At 62.3% G+C, this 24,856-nt stretch carries 21 protein-coding genes; 11 read left to right on the forward strand and 10 right to left on the reverse strand.

The annotated features are described in order from the left end of the window. Positions 1-517: 517 nt before the first annotated feature. Positions 518-1,096 (reverse strand): hypothetical protein, encoded by a 579-nt coding sequence (locus tag HMPREF3092_RS11150; RefSeq protein ID WP_141737918.1) that lies wholly within the window; start codon positions 1,094-1,096, stop codon positions 518-520. A gap of 132 nt (positions 1,097-1,228) precedes the next feature. Between HMPREF3092_RS11150 and HMPREF3092_RS11275 the strand changes: the two genes are divergently transcribed. Together HMPREF3092_RS11275 and HMPREF3092_RS01225 are read left to right on the forward strand one after the other, a co-directional pair. Continuing rightward, positions 1,229-1,396 (forward strand): hypothetical protein, encoded by a 168-nt coding sequence (locus tag HMPREF3092_RS11275; RefSeq protein WP_155799786.1) that lies wholly within the window; start codon positions 1,229-1,231, stop codon positions 1,394-1,396. Between the two features lie 280 nt (positions 1,397-1,676). Beyond that, positions 1,677-2,030, forward strand: a complete 354-nt coding sequence (locus HMPREF3092_RS01225; protein ID WP_019175183.1) for a hypothetical protein — start codon at positions 1,677-1,679, stop codon at positions 2,028-2,030. Positions 2,031-2,809: 779 nt separating this feature from the next. Here the strand turns inward: HMPREF3092_RS01225 and holA are convergent. The 5 genes from holA to HMPREF3092_RS01255 form a co-directional block, all read right to left on the reverse strand. Then, on the reverse strand, positions 2,810-3,796 hold the full coding sequence (holA, locus tag HMPREF3092_RS01235) for a DNA polymerase III subunit delta (RefSeq protein ID WP_070423550.1): 987 nt from the start codon (positions 3,794-3,796) through the stop codon (positions 2,810-2,812). 9 nt (positions 3,797-3,805) lie between these two features. Next, positions 3,806-6,007: a ComEC/Rec2 family competence protein gene (locus tag HMPREF3092_RS01240; RefSeq protein ID WP_070423551.1), complete on the reverse strand. Its 2,202-nt coding sequence runs from the start codon at positions 6,005-6,007 to the stop codon at positions 3,806-3,808. Between the two features lie 46 nt (positions 6,008-6,053). Next, on the reverse strand, positions 6,054-6,770 hold the full coding sequence (locus HMPREF3092_RS01245; protein WP_061941152.1) for a ComEA family DNA-binding protein: 717 nt from the start codon (positions 6,768-6,770) through the stop codon (positions 6,054-6,056). Positions 6,771-6,879: 109 nt separating this feature from the next. Beyond that, positions 6,880-7,827, reverse strand: coding sequence for a DegV family protein (locus HMPREF3092_RS01250; protein WP_070423552.1), 948 nt, complete (start codon positions 7,825-7,827; stop codon positions 6,880-6,882). A gap of 109 nt (positions 7,828-7,936) precedes the next feature. Beyond that, on the reverse strand, positions 7,937-9,292 hold the full coding sequence (locus HMPREF3092_RS01255; protein ID WP_083274185.1) for a UDP-glucose dehydrogenase family protein: 1,356 nt from the start codon (positions 9,290-9,292) through the stop codon (positions 7,937-7,939). Positions 9,293-9,364: 72 nt separating this feature from the next. On the opposite strand from HMPREF3092_RS01255, the gene HMPREF3092_RS01260 reads away from it, so the two are divergent. From HMPREF3092_RS01260 to HMPREF3092_RS01270, 3 genes are read left to right on the forward strand one after another with little or no spacing between them, the layout of a single operon-like run. Beyond that, the gene (locus HMPREF3092_RS01260; RefSeq protein ID WP_070423554.1) at positions 9,365-10,060 is read left to right on the forward strand and encodes a hypothetical protein; all 696 of its coding nucleotides are present in this window, start codon (positions 9,365-9,367) and stop codon (positions 10,058-10,060) included. After that, a complete protein-coding gene (locus tag HMPREF3092_RS01265) occupies positions 10,057-10,482 on the forward strand; it encodes a FluC/FEX family fluoride channel (RefSeq protein WP_019175191.1) in 426 nt (141 codons plus the stop codon). Before HMPREF3092_RS01260 ends, HMPREF3092_RS01265 begins: the two co-directional genes overlap by 4 nt. Continuing rightward, a complete protein-coding gene (locus HMPREF3092_RS01270) occupies positions 10,479-10,838 on the forward strand; it encodes a fluoride efflux transporter FluC (protein WP_070423555.1) in 360 nt (119 codons plus the stop codon). The genes HMPREF3092_RS01265 and HMPREF3092_RS01270 overlap by 4 nt, the downstream gene beginning before the upstream one ends. A gap of 19 nt (positions 10,839-10,857) precedes the next feature. Here HMPREF3092_RS01270 and nadE read toward each other — a convergent pair whose 3' ends face one another. Then, entirely contained in the window at positions 10,858-11,685 is an 828-nt protein-coding gene (gene nadE / locus HMPREF3092_RS01275; RefSeq protein WP_070423556.1) for an ammonia-dependent NAD(+) synthetase, read from the reverse strand. Between the two features lie 118 nt (positions 11,686-11,803). After that, positions 11,804-14,677, reverse strand: a complete 2,874-nt coding sequence (gene leuS / locus HMPREF3092_RS01280) for a leucine--tRNA ligase (protein ID WP_070423557.1) — start codon at positions 14,675-14,677, stop codon at positions 11,804-11,806. Positions 14,678-14,812: 135 nt separating this feature from the next. On the opposite strand from leuS, the gene HMPREF3092_RS01285 reads away from it, so the two are divergent. The 6 genes from HMPREF3092_RS01285 to glpK all read left to right on the forward strand — a co-directional run bounded on the left by HMPREF3092_RS01285 (position 14,813) and on the right by glpK (position 22,493). Continuing rightward, entirely contained in the window at positions 14,813-16,615 is a 1,803-nt protein-coding gene (locus tag HMPREF3092_RS01285; protein ID WP_070423558.1) for an AMP-dependent synthetase/ligase, read from the forward strand. Positions 16,616-16,701: 86 nt separating this feature from the next. Beyond that, complete coding sequence (gene ppk2 / locus HMPREF3092_RS01290; protein ID WP_218078996.1) at positions 16,702-17,814, forward strand: polyphosphate kinase 2; 1,113 nt, start codon at positions 16,702-16,704, stop codon at positions 17,812-17,814. Positions 17,815-17,824: 10 nt separating this feature from the next. After that, a complete protein-coding gene (locus HMPREF3092_RS01295; RefSeq protein WP_070423559.1) occupies positions 17,825-18,862 on the forward strand; it encodes a YhjD/YihY/BrkB family envelope integrity protein in 1,038 nt (345 codons plus the stop codon). Then, positions 18,862-19,542 carry a DNA-3-methyladenine glycosylase gene (locus HMPREF3092_RS01300; RefSeq protein ID WP_070423560.1) on the forward strand — a complete coding sequence of 227 codons (681 nt, stop codon included), beginning with the start codon at positions 18,862-18,864 and terminating at the stop codon, positions 19,540-19,542. Before HMPREF3092_RS01295 ends, HMPREF3092_RS01300 begins: the two co-directional genes overlap by 1 nt. A 39-nt stretch (positions 19,543-19,581) precedes the next feature. After that, positions 19,582-21,015 carry a glyceraldehyde-3-phosphate dehydrogenase gene (locus HMPREF3092_RS01305; RefSeq protein WP_070423561.1) on the forward strand — a complete coding sequence of 478 codons (1,434 nt, stop codon included), beginning with the start codon at positions 19,582-19,584 and terminating at the stop codon, positions 21,013-21,015. Positions 21,016-21,017: 2 nt separating this feature from the next. Next, on the forward strand, positions 21,018-22,493 hold the full coding sequence (gene glpK / locus HMPREF3092_RS01310) for a glycerol kinase GlpK (RefSeq protein WP_070423562.1): 1,476 nt from the start codon (positions 21,018-21,020) through the stop codon (positions 22,491-22,493). A gap of 30 nt (positions 22,494-22,523) precedes the next feature. Here glpK and HMPREF3092_RS01315 read toward each other — a convergent pair whose 3' ends face one another. Both HMPREF3092_RS01315 and HMPREF3092_RS01320 read right to left on the reverse strand, forming a co-directional pair. Then, positions 22,524-24,143 carry an MDR family MFS transporter gene (locus tag HMPREF3092_RS01315; RefSeq protein WP_070423563.1) on the reverse strand — a complete coding sequence of 540 codons (1,620 nt, stop codon included), beginning with the start codon at positions 24,141-24,143 and terminating at the stop codon, positions 22,524-22,526. Then, entirely contained in the window at positions 24,140-24,760 is a 621-nt protein-coding gene (locus HMPREF3092_RS01320; RefSeq protein WP_062020955.1) for a TetR/AcrR family transcriptional regulator, read from the reverse strand. Before HMPREF3092_RS01320 ends, HMPREF3092_RS01315 begins: the two co-directional genes overlap by 4 nt. Positions 24,761-24,856 lie beyond the last annotated feature (96 nt).

Here is a 24,856-nt window from a genome sequence, read left to right on the forward strand (position 1 = left end):
TTAGCCGGCTGTTCCAACAACCCTGCAGGCACTGTTGAGAAGCAAGACACTGACGGTTACGAGGTCGTAGAGCGATCGCGTGCCGCCCAGTCCCATTACCAGCTATCGCTCCCCGGTGGTTCAACTCAACCTGTTCTGGTTTCTACTTCATGGCCTGATACTTCTGACTACCCTGAATCGTCACCTATACCAAAGAAGGTGACCTGGCCTGACCTCAGCCAAGCGAAAAACCAAAATTCTTCAGTGGTTGATTTGTCGCTCCAGGGACCCTCTGCACCGCTGGAGGCAACAGTCGCACGGTATGCGGAGGTGGACAGTTCCGGAATCCCCCAGGGCGACCCTACAGTTGAGACATGCACGTTCGGGTCGACGGATCTCCTTTCGTCATGCTCAATCGATCAGGTGTTAGGGGAGTCGGAAACCTCGTCTGTCCACATAGCTGCGGCGAATCCGGAAGATCGCTATTTTGCGTTTCAGGCGACCTGGGTTGTTGATACCAGCGATGGCCCGGAGGATCTTATGCTTGCTTGGGGTTTTCAGATAGTTCAGTGATTGCAAGAAGCGGCCAGTGTGCGCAGTCTTTATTGGCCAAATAGTTATTTACGGTAGATTTACTGTATCTAATTTTAGTTTTTTCCAGATTTGCACCGGAGGGGACGAAAGTGCCGTAAACGGCATGGTAGAGTCTTCCATCGTCGAGTACAAAATGCACGGCACTGTCTTGATTTAAGAAGTCCAAGTCGTCGGAGCGCTTCCATTCGACGCGTATCCTCGTTGCGTTCACGCCCGCTAGTATGAAGGCTTGCTGAATCCTGCCAGGAGGGAGTGCCAATATGGTTGGACAGTCTGAGGGAACTCCAGGAGACGCCACAACCACGGATTCTGGGGGCAGACTGAACTCCGGTAGAGATGTGCTAAAACCGTCTCCCTGGGATCCGGGTCCGGCGCCAGGAAATGCATGAACGCTCGTGCCATCGGGGCCATGGAGAACAGCCGCTACCCAGGCGAATTCTCCTTCTGTTGTAATGATTACATCGGAATCAGAAAGCTCCGCAAGTGGTGTCATCACGGCGTCTAGCGGTACGGGGTGGGTCACTTTGGGTCCTCACAGATAGGCGTGCCGACACTAATCCATTCTACTCAGGTCACGGAGGATGCGTACTTCATTGGGCTCGGGCTTTCGTGCGAGGGCGGGTCCAGAGACGGGTACTGGCACAGGGAGGCACTCGTGAAGCGCAGTACACGTCGCCGTTCGATCTTTCGTATCGCTCTCGCGGCGGGAGCGGTGTGCGCTGTTCTCGCTTTGTTAGGCATCGCGGCCATTCTTGTCCTCCGCTCGTTCCTCGTCCAAGATGCCGTCTACGACAACGTTCCGTCGAAAGCATCCTGTTCGTAAGTCCCGGCAACAGCGACCGTAGTGCAAGTCATCGGCGACTTCCCTCGGATCGCTGATGCAGACCCAATTCTGGTTGATCGATGTGATGGCGCGATCATTGAAATATAGGTCGCTGACCATAGCACCCGCGAGGATGTCGAAGACTATCTGAAAACGAATGGGAAATATGAGACGTCAACCGGTTGGTGGTGGCATTCGATTCCCATCGAGATCCGCAATGTATGAGTTCCTGGTAGTCCGCCGCCTTGTGGCGGTCTGCGTACTTGCAGGAGCGGGGGCAGTGGCGTATCTCATCGGATCCGGCCGCTTCGACTACGCCGCATACTTCCTCGCAGGGGTCAGTGGCACACTGATCCTGATCGTTGCGACGAATGCACTCTGGTCATTGCTAAGCAGCCGGTGGCCATCAGCATTTGCCGACGCCGCACCGGCCATCGCGACCGCCACCCTCATCTCTATCGGTTTCGGCCTGGTTGCCGAGTTCACGGTCTTCGCAGCACCAGTTGCTGACATCGTCGACATCGTGCACCAATCGCTTGGGACGATCGTTGTCGGCATGGCCTGCGTGTTCCTGGCCGGCAGTCGCCAAATCATCGTTCTCACGTCAGGTGTATGCGGTTGGGGCGCCGTGTGAGCTGCCGTTCCCACGGCAAGTCGTGGCGGATACAATGGTGCCGCTGCTGCTTGCGGGGATACTCGCGTCGATTGTCTTATCGAAACGGAGGCGCCGTAACGCCGGCCTTCTCTTGGGCGGCGATTCCTGAGGTCAAGGTGGTGCGGGGATAGGCACATTTGTCAACGGTTCGGTCGAACCGTGGGGCGGATTTGTTGAGACCGTATACCCAATGGACATCCATCGTTAGCTACTTCGTCCCTGTGGGATCCAATGCGCTACGCATCAGCCATACGGACGGAATGTTTATAGACTCGTGCTCACTTGCGAGTTGCGGCAGAGACTTCACCGAGTAGAGCAACGGATGCATTAAACATGCCGTAAGCGCCGTCAACGAGCGTGAACTACTCTCCCTGCTTGCCGAGGAAATATACAAATTCATCATTGTCTTCGGGGGTGCGGTGAGGAAGTCCGTTGGGCTTCCGCAATCGTTGCCCCACGAGAAAGTAATCGTGTCACCAGGGTTTATCGAGCCCTTGAAAACGTCCTTTACTTGAGCTTCTACCGAATTATCACCGGTCTCACTGAGATCCCCGACGATGACTGCAGCTGACTCATCAATTAACGCCTCAACATCAGGATCCTGTGCATACGCCCCGCACGAAACCACCTGGCCTCCTTCCGGCTCAGAGCTACAGGCGACCGTGAGGCCCAGTGTCAGTGCCGCAGAGAGCGCCACCGTTCGGGGGTAAGCGACAAAATGTGTGTATGGCTTCCGGAGGGGCGGCGCCGGGCTGGTTTCAGCGCCGACGGGCCGACTGGGCAACTTCCCGAACGAGGGTTTCGACGGCAAACTCGGGGTCTCGTCCCCCGCCCTTCACGGCGGCATCAGCGGCAGCCACACTGAGAAGCGCCCTGCCGAGTTCCGCCTCGTTCCACTGGCGCACCTGCCGGCGTGCCCGATCCACCTGCCACGGCGCCATTTTGAGTTCGGCCGCCAGCTGTCCTGAAGAACCGCTGAGGCCCTGTACCTTTGCCAGCTGACGAAGCTTCAGCGCAATCGCTGCAACAATCGGCACGGGGTCGGTTCCCGTTGACAGTGCGTGACGGGTCAGCGCGAGCGCTTGCCCCGTATTGCCGGAACACGCCGCATCAGCGACTTTGAAGCCGGTCGCTTCTACCCGTCCGCCGTAATAGCGGTCAACGATCTGGTGGGTGATCTCGCCTTCTGTATCTGCCAACAGTTGGCGGATGCCCTGGTCGAGCTCGGAAACATCTGAGCCCAGTGCATCCATGAGGGCCGCGAGCGCGTCCGGTCGAATGGAGCGTCCGGCACGTTTGAATTCGCCTTCGGCAAAGGCGTTTTTGTCGGCTTCTGACTTCAGGGCCGATGCGTCGATGCGGGGAAACTTTGCTTTTTCGAGCGCCTTGATGAGCCGCGCTCCCCTGTTGCCGCCTGAGTGTTTGAGGATGACGACCATGTCATCGGAGGGTTCAGCCGCGTAGGCGAGCGCGTCGTCTAAGAAGGCGTCGTTCATGGTGGCGCAGTTGTCGACCACCACAATCCCGCGTGTGGTGAACAGCGAAGGTGCGGCCGCCTGTGCGAGTTCACCCGGTTGGTACGAACTGGCGTCGAGATGGGTGATGTCATCCCCGTGGGTTTTCTTCGCCTTGGCCAACACGGTGTCTTGGGCTTTTCTGGCAAGAACGGCTTCCGGCCCGGAAATCAGCACGATGGGAGCCGGTTTGGCTCGGTGCCACGGGGTGAGGGTTTTCTTCGCTGCCACGGGATCAGCCTAGCGGTTCACGGCTGCTGTGCACCCGCCGAGGCCTGTCAGCTGTCCGTCCCGGCGAAGTACAACAGTGCCGCATTCGTCTGTGCGCAGCACCGGCACAGGGCCGAAAGCATCAAGTGCCTGTTGTGTTGGGTGGCCATAGCGATTGTCAGCTCCGACGGACACGATCCCCGCCGCGGCTCCCACCTGGGTGAAGAAGGCTGGTTCTATGAACCGGGAACCGTGGTGGGGTGCGGTGAGGATGTCGGCATCTATGCTCTCAGCCGCCATGGCTCTCTGCCCGTCTTCTTCGACGTCGCCTGTGACAAGAACTGAGACTCCTGCGGTTTCGACCTTGATGACAGCTGAGATCTGATTGCGTCCGTCGGTCTGTTCGGCCATCGCCGGCGGCGGCCACAGCACTTCCCACCGGACCTCACCGGCTGAAAAGGCCATGCCGTCTGAAAGCCCCTGCACCTCGTGACCCGTGAGAGTCTGCACTTCGCTTACTCTGGGGTCTGCGAGGCTCGGGGCGGATGTCCATACGGCTTCGACTGTCCGTCCGCCTACCGTGGCAGCCCGCAGGCCCGCGTAGTGGTCGGCGTCGAAGTGGCTGATGATGACACTCGTCTGCTGCACTCTCAGAGCAGACAAGCAGTCGGCGAGTTTCGCCTCGTCCGGTCCGGCATCGATCAGCAGGGAGTGTGCGGAATCGAGCCGAACCAGCGTCGCACTGCCCTGCCCCACATCGCAGAATGCGACCGTCCAGTCACCAGCGGGACGGTGAATAAAAGGCAGTCCCATCCCGGCTGCCAGCGCACAGACAGCGACAGCCACAGCGATGCGGCGGACCCTGGTTTTCCGAAAACCGAGGACAGCAACACCAATGGCAATTCCAAGTAGGGCGGCCAGAATGACACCCGCGATTCCCGCTGCCCACGGCAGCACAGAACCGGGCAAAGCCGCGGCCACGTGTGAGACCACGACAATCCACTGGGCCGGCCACTGCAGCAGCCAGCCCACACCATCAGCGAAGTATCCGAAAACTGCCCAGCCAGTGAGTACGTGCAGACCCCCGGATGCCAGCACTGCCAGCCCTCCGATGACAATCGGCCCCAGTGCGGGAACCGCCACGATGTTTGCCGGTATCGACCACAGGTTCGGCTGACTGTCGATTGTCAGCAGAACCGGGAAAACACCCAGCTGGGCACACACCGGAACCGCGAGGAGATTCGCAGCAAAAGACGGCATGAACCGACACAGTGCGGTTGTCATCGGCTGGCTCAGTACGATCAGCGCCCCAGCAGCGCACACCGACAAGATGAAGCCGATCGATGTGGACAATTCTGGTCGGATGATGAGTACCCCGATGACTGCCGCCGCTATGAGCGCCAGACTGCGCTTGCCGGTTCCGCGCACAACGGCGTAGGCGCCCACGAGCCCCATGCCCGCGGCGCGGATGACCGAAGGAGCCGGACCCACAATGAACACGAACCCTGCCACGATCACGACGGCCACTGCAGTCGATGCCAGCGGATGATGGCTGATCCAGCGGGCCAACCACAGTGCGGTCATCGCAACAATCGCCAAATGCGTACCCGAGACCGCCGACACGTGAGTCAGCGAGGCGATCTTCATGTCCTCCAACAGCGCGTCATCGGCCGTGGTGCGATTGCCGACCACCAGACCGGGCACCAACCCCGCACCTTCACTGCCTGCTGACACCGCCGCGTGGAACTCCTGTCGCACATCCCGCCGAATGCGCCACACGCCAACCGGTTCGCGCACATCTTCAAGCGCGGTGACGAAACCGGTTGCCTGCGCCCCTGTGCGCTTGAGCGACAGTTCCGCCTGGGCTGTGCTGCCGGCTTCGGGGAGTTCTTCACGTGACAACAGGGTGACCGGGCCGTCATCCGTTGAGGCCGCCGCTCGCCACCGCCCCGAAGCGCTCTGCACAGGATCACTGACGATCTTGACCTGCCCCGACAGGTCACCTTCGTCTGGTGTGCCGAGCATGCGCACCGTGCTGACACACACTGCGGCCATCCCAACGACAACACACGTCACCGCTACGAGCGCTGTCTTCTGCACGCCGCCGGATGACCGCGCAGTCCACACCCACAGGCCAACGGCCATGACAGCGAAAGATCCAGAGCCCAGCAGGATCGTCCAATCACGGCCGGGAAGAGCAGCACACACCCACACGGCCGCAGCCGTTGCCACCAGGCGGAGCGTGACGGGAAATTTCAGCGCATATCGAAAAAGATGCTCAGACGGTGGCGTTCGGCTTGATCTTCTCAAGGGTGGCCTCCCCGATACCTGACACCTCTGTCAGCGCATCCACCGAGGCAAAAGGCCCTTTCTCCTCGCGGTACGCCACGATCGCCGCGGCCGTAACCGGCCCGATACCGGGCAGATTCTCAAGTTCAGCTGCCGAGGCGGAATTGATGTTGATCTTCTGGCCCGCACCCGCCGCTGTGCCGCCGGCCGCGGAACCGGTGCCGCCTCCGGCTGTGCCCTGTGCCGTCTGCGGTGCGTTTGCACCGGCATCGTCAGCGATTTCCGGTACAACGATCTGTTCACCGTCTTTGACGACCCTGGCGAGATTCACCTGGGTGAGATCAGCGTTCTTCTTCGTCCCTCCGGCGGCGTCGAGAGCATCAACCACCCGTGCTTGTCCGTCGAGGGTGACAACACCCGGCTTCTTCACAGCCCCTGCGACGTGCACCTGCACGCTTGCCTTTTCGGTCGGCTGCGCAGTGATCTGCGCTGCCTCAGGCTGGCTGGTTCCGCGTGTCCTGAGGAAACCGAAAACACAGAGGGCGATGAGGACGATGATCATAAGCGACACAATAACCATCCGCCGCGGGAGCGGGCGGCTTTTGGGCAGCAGGTCGGCGATGTCATCGACGTCGTCGTCGGGCTGCCAGCCCTGCGCCGAGTTTTCCCGCAGGGCACCCAGTCTGTCTTCTGGTGAGCGTTTCATGCACCGCATTCAACCCCGTCGCCAAGCCCAGCGGAGGGTGCCTGTGGACAGTGCGAAACCATCCACAGCGGCAGACACAGAAGTGCCCGCCTGAAGTTGCAGGAGCTGTTTAGGGAACCAGTCGCACTTCCACGCCGGCAGCACCTGGACCCACATGGGCTGTCACAACAGTCGACAGAACCGCCGTGTCCACGTCATCCCATTGAGCCTGTGCGGCCTCAAGAATGGCGCGAAACAGCGTGCTGGCTTCACCGTCTGTGGCTTCGGGGTGCATAACGGTCGCCTGCACCCGCAAGTTTTCCGCCCCGTCAAGCGTCCGCATCGCGTCCACGGCGGCCACGGCCTCGTCGACTGCGCGACGTGCGGCCTTTGCGGTGGTGCGGACCCTGGCTGCCGGTTCGACGCGGCCTTCGTCGACCTGCAAGACGGGCACGATCTTCAGTGCGCGTCCGAACAAAGCCGCCGCGCCGCCGATTCTTCCTCCCCTGTGCAGGTACTCGAGTGTTTCGGGCACAAAGTAGGTTGCGCTGTACTGTGCGGCGGCTTTTTCCGCGGCATCGCCGCAAGCTGCCAATCCCAAGTGCGCATATGCGGCCGCCCAGTGGGCGATGCCGACGGAGCCGGCGCTGGCGGTGCGCGAGTCGATCACCCGGATGCCCACGGCCTCGCCTGGCCGAACACCCTCAGCACCAGCACCGCTGTCAGCCGGAAGACCCCGTTCCTGCGCAACCTGCGCGGCCGCGGCAGCCGCGGCCTTATAGGTGCCGGACATTTCTGCCGACAGCGTGATGATGATGACCCCGTCGGCTCCGTCGTCCAGCAGTTCGCGAATCTCAACGGCGAAGTCTTCGACGGCGGGCATGGATGTCCGCGCCGTGCTTCCGCCGCGCATACGCGAGCACAGTTCAGACGGTTCCAGCTGCGAATCCCGGAACTCGTCATCGTCAACCGTGACCGTGAGGTCCACTGTGCGCACCCGCCCGGCGAACGCCTCGGTGATTACTTCGCGGTCAGAGTCGCTCAGTCGCACGGTAGAGTCGAGGATCAGGCCGATCACAGCGCACCTCCGCGCCGATCTACCCCGCGACCATCCACCTCGCAGCCACGACTCCCGCGATTCCCGCGACCGACCCCACAGCAGCCGCGCCCGCTGAAAGAACCCAAGCTCATTCCTGCCTGCCCAGACCGCGGACCGTCCAGCCGGCGTCGCGGTAGGCCTTGCGGTCGACGACGTTGCGGCCGTCCACAATGATCTTCTGTGCAACGAGTTCGCCGGCAGCGACCGGGTCGAGTTCCTTGTACTGTTTCCATTCCGTCAGCAGGACGACACCGTCAGCTCCTGTAAGCGCTTCGGTGAGGTCCGGCGTGTAGGTCAGCTCCGGGTCGCGAAGGCGTGCGTTTTCAATCGCCTCGGGGTCGGTGATGACGACCTGTGCGCCGGCCTGTTCCAGCCGCTCAGCAACATCGAGTGCAGGAGAGTCTCGGACGTCGTCGGTATTCGGTTTGAACGCAATGCCGAGCACCGTGATCCGCTTGCCGGTGAGGTCGCCGCCGAGTGCTTCGCGGGTCAGGTCGACCATGCGGGCGCGCCTGCGCAGGTTGATGCTGTCGACTTCCCGCAGGAAGCTCACGGCCTGTTCGACTCCGAGTTCGTCAGCACGGGCGATGAAGGCGCGAATGTCCTTTGGCAGGCAGCCGCCGCCGAAGCCCAGGCCGGCGTTGAGGAACCGACGCCCAATGCGCTTGTCCATGCCGATCGCATCAGCCAGCACGGCAACGTCACCGCCGGCGGTTTCGCACAGTTCGGCCATGGCGTTGATGAACGAAATCTTGGTCGCGAGGAACGAATTCGCGGCAGTCTTGACCAGTTCCGCCGTCTGGTAGTCCATGACGAGCCGCGGGGTTGTTTCCTCTTCACCCAGGTTGTGTGCGTACACCTCGTCGAGGATGGCCACAGCCGGGTCGTCTTCACTGCCGCTTTCAACCCCGTAGATGATCCGATCCGGACGCAGGGTGTCTTCGACAGCGTGGCCTTCGCGCAGAAACTCCGGGTTCCAGGCGAGTTTCGCTCCCGTCGGGGCAATCTTTTTGGCCAGTTCGGCGGCCGACCCCACGGGCACGGTCGACTTCCCGACAACCAGGTCACCGGGCTTGAGGTGGGGCATGAGGTCGGTGATCGCGGAGTTCACATAGGTCATGTCGGCCGCGTTGCTGTCTTTCGACTGCGGCGTGCCCACACAGATGAAGTGGACCGTGGCTTCGGCGGCACGAGAGATATCCGAGGTGAACAGCAGACGCTGCGCTGTCCCGTCCGCACCTTCCTGGCCGGCTGAATGATCGGCCTGGCCGGCTTCCAGAAGCTCGGCAAGTCCGGGTTCAAAGAACGGCGGCTGGTAGTTTTCCAGCTTCTGCAGCTTCTGCTTGTCCGTGTCGACTCCGACGACGGTGTGTCCGACAGAAGCCATAGCAGCGGCGTGCACCGCTCCGAGATAACCACAGCCGATGACCGAAATGTGAGTCAATTGACCCTCTCCTCGCAGGTGATCAGTTCTGCCTCCCATAGTCCCACGGGTGTCCGTACTAAGGTTGACGGTGTGAAGCGTTTTACCGACTTTCTCGTGAATTCCCTGCCGGCGCTGCTCATTGCGGTCGCCGGTGTCGTCATCGTGGCTGTGGGAATCGTCGCGGCTGTCATCTTCCCCGGTACCGCAGCTGTTGTCATCGGCCTCATCATCGTCGTCGCGGGCCTGGTCGTTGTGGCCGGCACCGTCGGCATCGGCGCAGAATGGGCGCGCACGCAGAACCGCATTGACGCTCTCAATGCCGAAGTCGCGGAAGCCCGCAGTGCTGAGAACACCATCTACTACGCGGCCGAACTGCCAGAAGACGACCAGCCTGATGCCCCCGTCGCACAGAAGCTCCTCGAGACCTTTGCCGCTGACAGCCCGCTGATGGAGAACCTCCGCATTGATCGCGGCCAGGACCTCCCGGCCCAAGGTGCTGCCCAGCTTGACGGCTTTCTCAGCTCCTCAGCCAAGCAGTCGTTCTCGGATGCGGCGGTCCACTCTGCTTTTATGAGTGTTTTCCGTGCCGCACGCGACCTGCGCGAATGGCTCAAGGCTGAAACCGCGGAAGCTGACGGCATCCTGTCGATCACCCCGGGCGACGCTCGGGAAGGCGGATGGCGCGAATTTTCGGCGGCCGCAGCACGCGGCGATGTTCTCGCCCAGGACCTGCTGACTGCGCGTTCGGCATTTGAACGAGCCGCACTCGAAGCCGACCTCCTGTGACTTCCGCTGCCTACGCAGCCGACCCACCCGGCCCTGAGAGCCGCGGCACCACAGCGCACCCCTCTGCCACACCTCCGCACCTGCTGAGCAGGTTGGCGGCGGTTTTCATCGGCGGTATGGCCGGCACTGCTCTTCGCGCAGGACTGGGCCTGCTGTTTGCAGAAGGCCCGGCACTGCTTGCCGCCAATACCGTGGCGTGCGGTCTGCTTGGCTTCGCCCTGACATCGCGTTTCACCGCGCACCCGCTTGTTCGCCTGGCCCTCGGCACGGGACTGGCTGGTGCACTCTCCAGCACGTCCGCAATTGCCGTGCACAGTGTGCTGACCAACTCCGCGTTCTACCCGCTGCTGACAATCTTGGCGGGGCTTGCGGCAGCGGTCGCAGGATTGGTCGCCGGGCACCGTTTCACGGGTCAAGCATGACCGGGTTTGTTTTCTTCGCCGTGTGCGCCGCGGGCGGTCTGGGTGCGGTCGCGCGTTATCTGCTCGACAGCGCTCTCACGCGCCTGTTCCGCTCTCCCGCGTGGCCTGTCGGCATCTTTGCTGTCAACCTGGTCGGCAGCTGTGCTGCCGGAGCCGCCGCGGCCGGTCTTACTGGGAACGAGGTGCCGCTGATCTCGACCGGTTTCCTCGGGGGCTTCACAACGTTCTCAACACTCATGGTGTCAGTCGTGCAGATGCTGTCTACTCGCCGGATTGCTCTAGCGATCAGCTACCTCGCGGCCACCGCGATCTTCTGCGGTGCGGGCGCCTGGGTGTTCTACCTGCTGTCCGGCTGAGGCCTTTGGGCACGCGAACTCAGCAGCGAATCCACCAGTCGGTCTGCGGTGTTACCGGCACGGTGCGCTTGTGCCTGCTGCGCATAAAGAGCTGTTCGATTTTCATCGCGACGTCGTCGGGGACTTCGCCGCCTTCGAGGTAGGTGTCAATCTCCTCGTAGCTCACACCGAGCGCGTCTTCGTCGGACTGTCCCGGCGCGTCGTCCAGCAGGTCAGCTGTCGGTGTCTTCTCGTACAGGCGGGCGGGAGCTTCCATTTCTTCCAAAAGGGCACGGCCCTGGCGTTTGGTCAGCCCGTACAGGGGCATGACGTCCGCTCCTCCGTCACCGAACTTCGTGTAGAAGCCCGTGACTGCTTCTGCCGCGTGGTCGGAGCCGACAACCAGCTGGCCAGCGGCACCGGCGATTGCGTACTGGGCGGTCATGCGGATGCGGGCTTTCACGTTGCCGCGGTTGAAATCGCTCATCGGTTCGCCGAGAGTTTCGGTGAATTCGTCTGCGAGAGCATCAACGGAGTTGCCGATGTTGAAGTCAACGTCTTTGTCAGGCTGGATGAACTCCATGGCCAGCTGCACGTCTTCGTGGTCTGACTGGACGCGGTAGGGCAGCCGCACAGCGGTGAAGGTGACGTCTTCGCCCAGTGAGCGCAGCTTCTCCGCTGCCATCTGGCACATACGGCCGGCAAGTGTGGAATCCTGGCCGCCGGAAATGCCCAGCACAAAACCGCGGGCCCCCGTTGTCAGGCAGTAGTCGACAAGGAACTGCACGCGCACAGCGATTTCGTCGCGCGGTTCAATGGTCGGCCTTACTACCAGGGAAGCCCGGATCTCATCAGCAAGCCTAGTCATGAGCTCCACGGTAGCCCGAAGAAGAATTCACACCAATTAAACAGCGCACAAACAGGCCGTCTGCAGGTGTGAGTTTCACAACAGCAGACGGCCTGCGTCACAAAAGGGCGTCGGGAGCTTAGGCGTCCGGCACCAGGTTGACGAGCTTGGGGGCCTTGACGATCACGCGGCGCAGGCCTGCACCGGCCAGTGCCCGCTGGGCTCCCGGCGATTCGATGGCGAGCTTCTCAAGCTCTTCTTCCGTGATGTCTGCAGGAACTTCGAGCCGGTCGCGGACTTTGCCCTTGACCTGCACGACTGCAGTCACGGTTTCGGCCTTGAGGTAGCGTTCGTCAGCTTCCGGGAAGGCGCGGTAGGCCAGGGTTTCTTCATGCCCCAAGCGCTCCCACAGCTCTTCCGCAATGTGCGGTGCCAGCGGGCCGGTCATCTGTACGAGGGCCTCAACAGCCTCCCGAGGTGCCTTCCCCGACTTGGTCAGGTGGTTGGTGAGAACAATGAGCTTCGCCACCGCGGTGTTGAAGTGCATGTTCTCCATGTCCTCCGTGACACCGGCAATCGCGGTGTGCATGGCCCGCAGGGTCTCTTCGTCCGGGGCGTCATCGGTGACCAGCAGTTCACCTGAGTCTTCATCCACGACCAGGCGCCACAGGCGCTGCAGGAAGCGCTGCGAGCCGACAACCGCGCGGGTCTCCCACGGCCGGGACATGACCAGCGGGCCCATCGACATTTCGTAGACACGGAAGGTGTCGGCACCGAAGGCGGCATACATTTCATCCGGGGTGACGACGTTCTTGAGCGATTTGCCCATCTTGCCGTATTCGCGGTTCACCTCTTCGCCGTCGAACCAGTAGGTGGTTTCACCGGCCTCATCCGTGCGCTCTTCGACTTCTGCGGCCGGCACGTAGACCCCGCGGGAATCCGTGTAGGCATAAGCCTGAATGTAGCCCTGGTTCACCAGGCGGTGGAACGGCTCAGACGAAGAGATGTGGCCGAGGTCGAACAGCACCTTGTGCCAGAAGCGGGCGTACAGCAGGTGCAGAACTGCGTGTTCAACACCGCCGACGTACAGGCCAGCACCCCCGGCGGGCCGCTCAGCTGTCGGGCCAAGCCAGTACGCCTCGTTCTGCGGGTCGACCAGAACGCTGTCGTTCTTCGGGTCCGCGTAGCGCAGCTGGTACCAGGACGATCCGGCCCAGTTGGGCATCGTGTTGGTTTCCCGGCGGTACTGCTTGGGCCCATCGCCCAGGTCGAGGGTGACGTTGACCCACGCTTCCTTGCGTCCAAGCGGCGGTTCCGGTTCAGAGGCAACGTCGTCCGCGTCGAAGGTGCGCGGCGAGAAGTCGTCCATTTCCGGCAGGTCGACCGGCAGCTGGTCTTCCGGAAGTGCGTGCGGGATGCCGTCTTCGTCGTACACGATGGGGAAAGGCTCACCCCAGTAGCGCTGACGGGAGAACAGCCAGTCGCGCAGACGGTACTGCGTGGCCTCTTCGGCCAGACCCTGGCCCGCCAGCCATTCGACAACTGCGGCCTTGGCGGCTTCGACCTCCATGCCGTTGATGTCGATGTCGGCGTTGGCGGAGTTGATCTTCTCGCCTTCACCCTGATAGGCCGAGTCTTCGTCGTGGTCGGCATCCGGCTGGACCGTGCGGATGTAGGGCAGGTCGAACACCTTCGCGAAGTCCCAGTCGCGGGGGTCTTCAGCGGGAACGCCCATGACGGCTCCCGTGCCGTATCCCATGAGCACGTAGTCGGCAATGAAGACGGGGATGCGCTTGCCCGTTGCCGGGTTCGTCGAATAGGTGCCGGTAAACACACCGGTCTTGTTCTTGTCCTGCTGACGCTCCACGGGGGTGCGCCCGGCAGCCCAGCGCTGGTACTCCTCTACTGCGGCAGCAGGAGTGTCCTTGCCGCCCTTCCAGCTGTCGGGAGTGTCGGCCGGCCACTGCTCGGCCGTGTAGGACTCGACGAGCGGGTGCTCCGGTGACAGAACGAGGAACGTTCCGCCGAACAGCGTGTCGGCGCGGGTCGTGTAGACCTCAATGCGCTCCAGGCCCTCGGTCTGCGGTTCATAGCGCAGGAAAGCACCCGTCGAACGGCCGATCCAGTTGCGCTGCATGGCCTTGATCGCGTCCGGCCAGTCGACCTTGTCAAGATCATCGGCCAGACGGTCGGCATAGGCGGTGATGCGCATGTTCCACTGACGCAGGCTGCGGGTGTACACCGGGAAGTTCCCGCGCTCCGAAAGGCCTTCGGCAGTGACCTCTTCGTTCGCCAGCACCGTTCCCAGACCCGGGCACCAGTTGACCGGGGATTCCGAAACATAGGCCAGGCGGTAGTCCTGCAGCACGTCTTCGCGTTCGGCAGCGCTGAGCTCGGCCCACGGACCGCGGCCGGTATCCCGCCCCTGCTCGAACTGGGAGACCAGTTCCGAGATCGGGCGGGCGGCACCTCGTCCGCCCTCAGCCTCTGGGTCATACCAGGAATTGAAGATCTGCAGGAAGATCCACTGCGTCCACTTGACGAACTCGGGGTCCGTCGTGGCAAAAGAACGGCGCGGGTCGTGTGCCAGGCCCATGCGGAACAGCTGCTTCTGCATGTTGGCAATCGCAGCGTCCGTCGTCACGCGCGGGTGCTGCCCCGTCTGCAGGGCGTACTGTTCGGCCGGCAGACCGAAGGCGTCATAGCCCAGTGCGTGCATGACGTTCTTGCCGCGCATGCGCAGGAACCGGCCATAGGTGTCAGTCGACACGTAGCCCAGCGGGTGGCCCACGTGCAGGCCAGCACCCGACGGGTACGGGAACATATCCATGATGTAGACCGGTTCGCGGTCTTTCGCCGAAAACCCGTTGATCGGCTCGGCGAGATCACCCGTGGGGTTCGGAGCGGCGAAGGTCTGCCGCTCCTGCCACCGACGCTGCCACTTCTGTTCGATCTTTTCGGCAAGAGCCGCGTCGTATCGAAAAGAGGCGGGCTTGGGCGACGTAGACGTCATCGGGGTCCTTCCAGGTGAACACGGTGGGTCGCGGCTAATTCTATGCACAGGCGCAAGAGAACGCTCAGCGTGTCCGAAAGGTGCACAGGCGCGAGATCACCAATACGATGGCAGTAACAATTCGAAGGAGATTGCATGACGCTGATGATGCCGATGTCGTCGACCCCGCTCGAGTTTGAGCTTGACACCGTGTCGACCATCCCCGACGCCCTGATCGCACGAGTCGAAATCGACCCCCAAGCGCATCTGCTCAGCCGTCTTGAGAGCGGACGCGAAGAAGAAGTGAGCGCCCGCGAATTCCTGTCCGACATCCTGGCGCGTGCAAAAGGACTCATGAAGCGCGGAGTCGGCCCCGGCGTGCGCGTGGGCATCTTCGGGCCCACCAGCTACGACTGGTCCGTCATGGACTTCGCCATCAGCTTCGCCGGCGGCATTTCGGTCCCCTTCTACGACACGTCAAGCCGTGACCAGGTGGCCTGGATCCTCGAAGACGCAGGTGTCACAATCGCCGCGGCAGAAAACGATGAATACGCCCAGCGCCTGCGCGAAGCCGCATCCGGCGACATCGAAGTCGTCGTCTGGGACAGCGGCTGCACCGAGCTCATCGCCGAAGGCCGGTCGGTCAGCGACGACGAACTCACACAGCACCGCTCCGCAGTCCAGCAGGCCGACGTCGCCACGATCATCTACACCTCCGGCACCACCGGCAAATCACGCGGCTGCGAACTCACCCACGCCAACTTCGTACAGACGGTGCAGGCGGCCCGCGCCCACGTTCCGGAAGTCTTCTACACCGGAGCCCGCTGCCTGCTGTTCCTGCCCACAGCACATGTTTTCGCCCGCTTCATCCAGACGGCGTGCATCATTCAGGGCGTCGTACTGGCTCACGAAGCCGACCTGGGCAAGCTCACCGAATCGCTCGGCCTGTTCCGCCCCACCTTCATCCTGGGCGTGCCCCGCGTCTTCGAAAAGGTGTTCAACGGCGCCCTGCAGAACGCTGAGTCCTCCGGCAAGGGAAAGATCTTCAGCGCTGCCGAAAACGTCGCCGTCGCCTTCTCGGAAGCTAAGTCCAAGGGCAAGGTCCCGCTGGGCCTGAAACTGCAGCACGCACTGTTCGACAAGCTGGTCTACAGCAAGCTGCGCAACATCCTCGGCGGCCAGGCAGCACACGCGGTGTCCGGCGGAGGCCCGCTGGGCACCCGTCTGGGCCACTTCTTCGCCGGAGTCGGCATTGATGTCCTGGAAGGCTACGGCCTGACGGAGACCACCGCACCCATCAGCGTCAACACACCGGGACGCAGCCGTATCGGCACGGTCGGCACTCCCCTGCCGGGCTGTTCTGTCGCACTGGCGCCCGACGGCGAAATCCTCGCCAAGGGCGTGTGCGTGTTCAAGGACTACCTGCACAACGACGAAGCCACCAAGAACAGCTTCGTCGACGGTTGGTTCCGCACCGGAGATATGGGTTCGATTGACGAAGACGGCTTCATCACCATCACCGGCCGCAAGAAGGAGCTCATCGTCACTGCCGGAGGCAAGAACGTAGCACCGGCACCCCTGGAAGACATCATTCGGCGCCACCCTGTGGTCGGCCAGCCGGTCGTCATCGGCGAAGGGCAGAAGTTCGTGTCCGCGCTCATCTTCCTCGATTCGGAAATGCTTCCCGGTTGGCTCGAAAGCAAGGGCCTGCCGAACATGAGCCTGGAGGAAGCAGCCAAGCACGAACGCATCCAGGAGGCAGTCCAGCGGGTCATCGACCGGGCGAATAAGACGGTTTCCCGCGCAGAGTCGATCCGTGCCTTCCGCATTCTGCCGGTCGAACTGACAGTCGAGAACGGCTACCTGTCGGCCAAGCAGTCCGTCAAGCGCCACCTGGTCACACGCGACTTTGCTGAGGCCATTGACGACATCTACGCACAGCACAAACCAGCCGAATGATCCGCTGAGACCACGCGGCAAGACGCACGCTTCTGCTCCATGAACAGATGCTCCATGAAGCCTGTGAATTCTCTTAAGGTTGAATTATGAACGCTCAGAACAAAGACCCGCGCAAGCCCGCCATCACCCCCGTGCAGAAGCCGGAAGGCGCAACCGCGAAACCGGTTGCCAAGAAGCCCGCAACAGCAGCCGCTGACAGGCCCGACACCTCGGCCGGCGCAGCCGACAAAGCGCAGGCGACCAACACCGCGCAGACCACGAAGCCTGACGCCGACACAGAATTCGAACTCACACCCAAGGGTGTGCCGGACTTCGCCAACGAAATCGACTCCATCCGCTCGCTGCGCAACAGCCTGGAAAAGCGCAAGGGACCGAAGTCGGACGCGTGGAAGATCAACTACCCGTACGACGAAAAGCTCGGCCGCAAGGAATACGAGCGCACCAAGCGCGCACTGCAGATCGAACTGCTGAAGCTGCAGACCTGGATCAAGGAAAGCGGCCAGAAGCTCGTCATCATCTTCGAAGGCCGCGACGCAGCAGGCAAGGGCGGAACCATCAAGCGGTTCATGGAGCACCTCAACCCGCGCGGCGCCCGCGTCGTCGCCCTCGAAAAGCCGACTGAGCGCGAAAAGACCCAGTGGTACTTCCAGCGCTACGTCTACCACCTGCCGGCAGCCGGCGAAATCGTCCTGTTCGACCGCTCCTGGTACAACCGTGCCGGCGTTGAGCGCGTCATGGGCTACTGCACGCCGGAAGAGTACCTCGAGTTCACCCGCTCGGCCCCGCAGTTTGAGAACATGCTCGTCAACTCCGGCATCCACCTGGTCAAGTTCTGGTTCTCCGTCGGCCGTGAAGAACAGCTGCACCGCTTCGCATCGCGCAGCAACGACCCGGTTCGCCAGTGGAAGCTCTCCCCGACTGACCTCGCCAGCCTCGACAAGTGGGACTCCTACACCGAGGCCAAGGAGGCCATGTTCTTCTACACCGACACTGCGGCAGCCCCGTGGACGGTTGTGAAGTCCAACGACAAGAAGCGCGCCCGCCTCGAGGCGATTCGCCACGTTCTCAACCAGTTTGACTACCCTGGCAAGGACGAAGAGATCGCAACCGCACCCGACCCACTCATCCTCGGGTCCCGCTTCGACATCTACGATTCGGGTGAAACTCCCGGCGTGCGGTTCGACACCCTCGAAATCTGATTAGGAACCTATGACTCAGCTTCTGACGGACAAGAAAAGCGAAGACGAATATTCGGTCCCGCTGACGGCCCGTCCGGCCATCGCCCACCTCATCCGGGCGATGAGCCGTTTCGGAGCCCGTTTGGGCAACCAGTTCGGTGCTGCGATCACGTACTTCCTCGTGCTCGCCATGATCCCGATCCTCATGTTCGCCTTCTCCGCACTCGGGTTCTTCCTCGATGTTGTCCGTCCAGAACTGGTCGACACCGTCAACGACTACATCGAAAGCTCGCTCGGCTCGAGTGACGAAATGGCCGCGATGCTGACGAACTTCATCTCCAACTGGAAGGCCGTCGGCATCGTCGGTATCCTCTCGGCGCTCTACACCGCCCAGGGATTCATCGGCAACCTCAAAGACGCGATCCGCTCGCAGCTGGCTGCCGACATGGACGAGATTCCCAAGCAGTCGTTCCCCGTTCGCGTCATCACGAACATCGGAACACTCATCGGGATTCTCATCCTCACGGGGCTGACGATCGCCGGCACCGTGATCGGCACCGGCCTGCAGTCGTTCATCGCCGAACTGTTCCAGCTGCCCGGCTGGGCGGCACCGGTGCTCAACATCGTCACGATCCTGCTGACGCTGGGCCTGGGCTGGGTGCTGTTCATGTTCATCTTCTGGTCGATCCCGGCGAAGCCGCTGCCGAAGAACACGCTCATGCTCGGCTCCCTGTTCGGTGCAATCGCCCTGACGCTTCTGCTCAACCTGGCGACCGTGCTCATTTCGATGTTCTCCGGTTCGCCCACCGCGGCACTGTTCGGACCGGTCATCGCGATCATGCTGTCGATGAACCTGTTTGCCCGCATCATCCTGGTGGTCGCGGCCTGGATGGGCACCACCGCGGAAACTCCCGTGTTCGGCCGCGTCAGCGAAGACCCGCAGGCAGTTGCTGAACGTGAAAACGTCGAACCGCCGTCGGCGGCCGCCCACCTGGGCGCACTGGTCGTCGGAACCGGCATCGTCGCAGCAACCATTCTGGGACTCAAACGCTACGAAGAGAAGCACTGATCAACACATACGGACCCAGGGCGGAGGAAGGCTTCTTCCTCCGCCCTGCCCTTTCCCTCGCCCCGGATCTTCTTGGCCGAGTTCTCATCAACACGAGCACTGACGGAACCGTTGCTCTGCGCATCACCGAGGTTGAAGCCTACGTCGGCAGCGCAGACCCCGGGTCCCATGCCTTCCGCGGCCGGACCCAGCGCAATCAGACCATGTTCCGCTCCGGAGGGCACCTGTACTGCTATTTCATCTACGGAATGCACTTCTCGATCAACATCGTGGCCGACCGTGCAGGGTGCGGAACGGGAGTGCTCATCCGCTCCGGCGAAATCGTCGAGGGCACAGACCTTGCACAGCAGCGCCGCATGGCCAGGCGCACCACGCCGGTCCCCCATCGGATCCTGGCCTCCGGCCCCGGCAATGTGGCACAGGCACTCGGCGCTGACCTCAGCGATGACGGAGCACACCTGCTGTCGCCTGGACCGTGGCAGCTGCGCACCGGAGGAGGGCAGCCGGATCGGCACCTCGTGAGAAACGGCCCGCGGGTCGGCGTGAGCGGCGAGGGCGGCGACCCGGACGTCTTCCCGTGGCGCTTCTGGCTTGCGGGCGACCCGTCGGTTTCGCAATTCCGCCCCGGACGCAACATCCGCCCTGCGAGCCGCTGGGCGATAGGACCGCGTCCCCAGTAGAATGGGGGCGATCATCTGCCAAAGGAAGGAACCCCCAGGGTGAGTGAGCTTACCGAGAAGCGCCTGAGCGAATGGAACGCAAAAGCAGAAGCCGCTGAACAGCTTCTTCCCGCTGTCGGCCGCCTCTACCGGAACAACCGCGTACAGCTGACCATCTTCGGTCGCACACTGCAGAACAAGTCGGTCAACGGCATCATCAAAGCCGCCCGCTACGCGCGTCACCACAACAACGGAGTCGAACTCGACCTCAGCACCGCAGCTGAAATCGCCGGCGTCCTCGAAACCCTCGAACTGGGTGAAAGCACCATCGACCTGGGCCGCCTGACCGCTGGCTTCCAGGGTGGCGACCTCGAAGGATACCTCCGCAGCGAACTCGCCGACGCCGTCGGCAAGGCAGGCAATTCACCCGCACCGCGTGACGTCGTGCTCTACGGCTTCGGCCGCATCGGCCGTCTGCTGGCCCGCATCCTCGTCCAGCAGGCCGGCGGAAACGGCCTGAACCTGCGTGCCATCGTGGTCCGCAAGGGATCTGATGACGACATCATCAAGCGTGCCTCGCTGCTGCGCCGTGACTCTGTGCACGGCAAGTTCGACGGCAACATCGTCGTCGACGAAGAGAACAGCACCATCCAGGCAAACGGCGTTCTCATCAACGTCATCTACTCGTCTGACCCCGCCAGTGTCGACTACACCGCCTACGGCATCAACGACGCCATCGTCGTCGACAACACCGGCGTGTGGCGCGACGAAGAGGGCCTGGGCCAGCACCTGAAGTCCAAGGGTGTCAGCAAGGTCATCCTCACTGCTCCCGGCAAGGGCGACATCAAGAACATCGTCTACGGTGTCAACACGGCAGACATCGAAGAGAGCGACACTATCCTGTCGGCAGCATCGTGCACCACGAACGCCATCACGCCCACGCTCAAGGTCATCAACGACCGCTTCGGCATCCGCAACGGCCACGTCGAAACCGTGCACGCGTTCACCAACGACCAGAACCTCATCGACAACTTCCACAAGGGATCGCGTCGCGGCCGCGCAGCCGGTCTGAACATGGTTCTGACCGAAACCGGTGCTGCAAAGGCCGTGTCCAAGGCCCTGCCGGAACTCGAGGGCAAGCTGTCCGGCAACGCCATTCGCGTTCCCACCCCGGACGTTTCGATGGCCATCCTCAACCTCAACCTGGACAAGGCCACCACGAAGGACGAACTCAACACCCACCTGCGCGATGTTTCGCTGGATTCGCCGCTGCGCAACCAGATCGACTACATCGCCAGCCCCGAGGTCGTCTCCACTGACTTCGTCGGCTCGCACCGCGCCGGCATCGTCGACGGCCTGGCCACGATCGTCGACGGCGACCGCGCCGTCGTCTACGTCTGGTACGACAACGAGTACGGCTATTCGTGGCAGGTTGTCCGCTGCCTCGCCGTTATGGCCGGAGTTCAGGCACCCTCTCTGCCCGGCAACGACTGATCATGTACCTGCTCGCCCTCGATGAGGGGACGACGAGCACCCGTGCGGTCATCTTCGCTGAAGATGGCCGCACGGTCGCTTCCGCGTCCACCGAGTTCACGCAGAGCTTCCCGCAGCCCGGCTGGGTTGAACACGACGCCCAGGAAATCTGGCTGGCCTCCAGTCAGGTGATCGGCGCAGCTTTGGGCCGTGCGCGTCTGACAAAAGACGATATCCGCGCGCTCGGCATCACCAATCAGCGTGAAACCACGGTCGTATGGGACCGGCAGACGGGTGTTCCCGTTGGCCCCGCAATCGTCTGGCAGGACGGTCGGGGCACCGACAGCGCCGAATCGCTCACCGAGCACACCGATGAGATCCGAGCCATCACCGGCCTGCCCGTCAACACGTATTTTTCTGCCGTGAAACTCATGTGGATGCTGCGTGAGCACGACGGCCTGCGGGCCCGTGCCGAAGCTGGGGAACTGGCCTTCGGCACGATTGATTCGTGGCTCATCTGGAATCTGACCGGCGGAGTGCACGCAACGGACGTCACAAACGCTTCGCGCACCATGCTCATGGATCTGCGCACAGGCCAGTGGTCAGACAGGATGCTTGAGCTCACGGGAATTCCCCGGGCGATGCTTCCGGAGATCAAACCGTCGGTCGGCTTCTTCGGCGAGGTCTCTGAGGGCCAGCTGCTGCGCGGCACGCCGATCACCGGTGTTCTGGGCGACCAGCAGGCCGCCGCGTTCGGCCAGTGCTGCTATCAGCCCGGCGACACCAAGAACACGTACGGCACCGGTGGTTTTCTGCTGACCAACACCGGTACCGACATCCCGAGCTCGGACAGCGGACTCGTATCGACCGTCGCCTACGGTCGCGAAGGCAGTGAGCTGACCTACGCGCTGGAAGGCTCCATTGCGGTGGCGGGATCGCTCATTCAGTGGCTGCGCGACAACTTGGGCCTGGTGCGGTCATCAGATGAGATCGAGCCGCTGGCCCGCTCTGTCAGCGACAACGGCGACGTCTACCTGGTGCCGGCTTTCTCCGGCCTCCTGGCTCCCCACTGGCGGCCGGATGCACGCGGCGTTCTCGTGGGGCTCACCCGTTTTGCCGGCCGCGGCCACATTGCCCGCGCCGCTTTGGAGTCAACCGCCTACCAGACAGCGGAAGTTCTCGATGCCATGCGCGCCGATTCCGGCTATGACATCAGCGAAATCCGCGCGGACGGCGGTATGAGCCTCAACAATCTGCTCATGCAGTTCCAAGCGGACCTCCTGGGCACCCCCGTCATCCGGTCCTCCACCTCGGAATCGACCGCCCTGGGAGCTGCGTTCGCGGCGGGACTCGGCTGCGGCCTCCACTCGGATCTTGCCGAGCTCACCCAGCTGTGGTCGGCTGACCGCACATTCGAACCGGAACGCGATCGGGACTGGGCACAGGCCCGGATGGCCCGCTGGTATCAGGCGGTCGAGCGCTCGCTGGGCTGGGTCTGAACTTTCGGCTGGGTGCGCGCTGATCTTCGGTCAGCGCGCTTCCGCTGAAGCTGACGAGGCGGAGCTCACCTCGGAGCTGTCTTCGAGGGTTGTGCGTGTACTTCCTTGTTTGCCCACCGTTGTGGCCAGCGGAATCTCCTTGATGAACAGCAGGATGGCCGCGGCGATGGCCAGCAGCGGAACAACCCACAGGAAGATCGGCACTAAAGCGTCGTTGTAGGACGCAATGACCGCATCGTGGATGGGTGCGGGAAGTTCAGCCGCTTTTGCTGGGGTCAGCTGACCCGAAGCGCCTGCTGCGCCCTGCGCCTTGGCGGGAAGGGATTCTGCGAGGTTCGTCATGAGCCTGGCGGTGAAGACTGATCCGATGACCGACATGCCCAGTGTCGCGCCGATCTGACGGAAAAAGTTATTCGACGCTGTTGCAGTGCCGACCATGCTCACGGGGAAGGAATTCTGCACGATCAGCACCAGCAGCTGCATCGACAGGCCAATGCCCAGGCCCAGCAGTGCCAGCAGCGCAATCGGAATGACGGCGGAGTCGTCAGGATGCATGCGCGACATGAAGAAAAGCGCCAGCCCGATGATGACAGTCCCGATGATCGGGTAGATCTTGTAGCGCCCCCAGCGGGACACGACGAAGCCGATTCCGGTGGACACAATGAGCATGCAGCCCATCATCGGCGTCATCATGAGCCCTGCGCGGGCGGCCTCGACACCGTGCACCATCTGCAGGTAGGTCGGCATGTACGACAGAACGCCGAACATTGCCACGCCGATGAATACACCGGCGATTGTGCTCAGCGTGAAGTTGCGGTCCGCAAACAGCGACATGGGCACAATCGGTTCGGTCACCTTGAGTTCGACGAATACGAAGGTCACCGCTGAAACCAGTGATGCGGCTCCCAGGCCGATGATGACCGGATCGGTCCACTCGTACTGGTGGCCGCCCCACGCCGACATCAGCACGAGGCAGGTGGTGAACACGGCAATGAGCATCATGCCGGCCCCATCGATGCGGGGACGTTCGTCTGCTTTCTGGTGCGGCAGTTTGAGCAGGAAAGCCGCCGTCAGAATCGCGAGCGCTCCCAGCGGCAGGTTGATGGCAAAAGCCCACCGCCAGCCCGGCCCTTCCGTGATCCAGCCGCCCAGCAGCGGCCCGGCAACCGAGGACACAGCAAAGGCGGAACCCATGATGCCCATGTACTTGCCGCGGCTGCGCGCAGGCACGATGGTTGCGATGATCGCCTGGGAGAGCGTCATGAGCCCTCCCCCGCCAAGGCCCTGAAAAACGCGTCCGGTGATGAGCATTGCCATTGAATCTGCGAACAGAGCGATGACGGAGCCCAGAATGAAGATCGAAATGGCCACGAGGAACAGGGGTTTGCGGCCGAAGAGGTCGCCGATCTTCCCGTAGGCGGGCATCGTTGCGGTCGATGCGAGCATGAAAGCGGTTGAGACCCACAGCATGCTGTCCCAGCCGTCGAGTTCACCGACAATTGTCGGCAGCGCTGTCGCCAGCACCGTCTGGTTCAGCGAGAACATGAACATCGACACGAGCAGTCCGACGAACACCCACAGAACAGCGCCCCGCGACATGGGCTCAGCGGGGTTCGCGTCGGCACCGGCGACGGTCGTGTCGTCTGTCATTTCATCCTTTCCAAAAGCTGTCTGCACAGGTCCACCGTGTCGGCGAAAGTCCGGTCGAATTCCTCCTGGCCTTCTCCGCTGAGCTGGTAGGCCAGAGCCAGGGGTACAGAGCACACGCGAATGATCATGCGGCCTACAACCGTGCGATCACCGTCGGGCAGCTGCACGCCGAGGCTTTCAACGCGATCCGCGATCTGTTCTGCCAAGTGCGTTTCGATGCCGCGGGCAATCTCGACGTTGCGCCGCACCAACATCGGGTAGCGGCGCAGAATCGCCTTGCGCTTGTCTTTGTCGACGTCATCACCGCCAATGCGGCTGTATACCGACCGCATGACCGCTGATACGTCTTCCAGCGGGCTGCCCGCCAGTGGACAGTCTGCAACGTATTCAGCCAGCCGCTGCGGGTTGAGGGTCTGATCGCTCAGCCCGATGATGGCGTCTTCTTTTGTGTCGTAGTAGTTGAAGAACGTGCGCGGTGACACGCCTGCGGCTTCGGCGATCTGCGCGGTCGTCACCGTTTCCAAGGACCCTGCGTAGACGAGTTCGACTGCCGCTGCATGCAACGCTGATCGGGTGGCGTTCTGTTTGCGTACGCGCAGCGAATCCTGTTCAGTCACGTAGACAATTATGCACTCACTGCAAAGTTACATCAACTGCAACATTTGGGATATTGCTCACGAGGCGAGTTGATGGGGATGCGCTCTGCACCCTCC

Source organism: Brevibacterium sp. HMSC24B04, assembly GCF_001806835.1.
GTDB lineage: Bacteria > Actinomycetota > Actinomycetes > Actinomycetales > Brevibacteriaceae > Brevibacterium > Brevibacterium ravenspurgense.

Bases quoted from the DNA above. Each gene is read 5' to 3' on its own strand.
- HMPREF3092_RS01245 (WP_061941152.1), bottom strand. From the start codon at position 6,770: ATGAAACGCTCACCAGAAGACAGACTGGGTGCCCTGCGGGAAAACTCG.
- HMPREF3092_RS01270 (WP_070423555.1), top strand. From the start codon at position 10,479: ATGACCGGGTTTGTTTTCTTCGCCGTGTGCGCCGCGGGCGGTCTGGGT.
- nadE (WP_070423556.1), bottom strand. From the start codon at position 11,685: ATGACTAGGCTTGCTGATGAGATCCGGGCTTCCCTGGTAGTAAGGCCG.
- leuS (WP_070423557.1), bottom strand. From the start codon at position 14,677: ATGACGTCTACGTCGCCCAAGCCCGCCTCTTTTCGATACGACGCGGCT.
- HMPREF3092_RS01285 (WP_070423558.1), top strand. From the start codon at position 14,813: ATGACGCTGATGATGCCGATGTCGTCGACCCCGCTCGAGTTTGAGCTT.
- ppk2 (WP_218078996.1), top strand. From the start codon at position 16,702: ATGAACGCTCAGAACAAAGACCCGCGCAAGCCCGCCATCACCCCCGTG.
- HMPREF3092_RS01295 (WP_070423559.1), top strand. From the start codon at position 17,825: ATGACTCAGCTTCTGACGGACAAGAAAAGCGAAGACGAATATTCGGTC.
- glpK (WP_070423562.1), top strand. From the start codon at position 21,018: ATGTACCTGCTCGCCCTCGATGAGGGGACGACGAGCACCCGTGCGGTC.
- HMPREF3092_RS01315 (WP_070423563.1), bottom strand. From the start codon at position 24,143: ATGACAGACGACACGACCGTCGCCGGTGCCGACGCGAACCCCGCTGAG.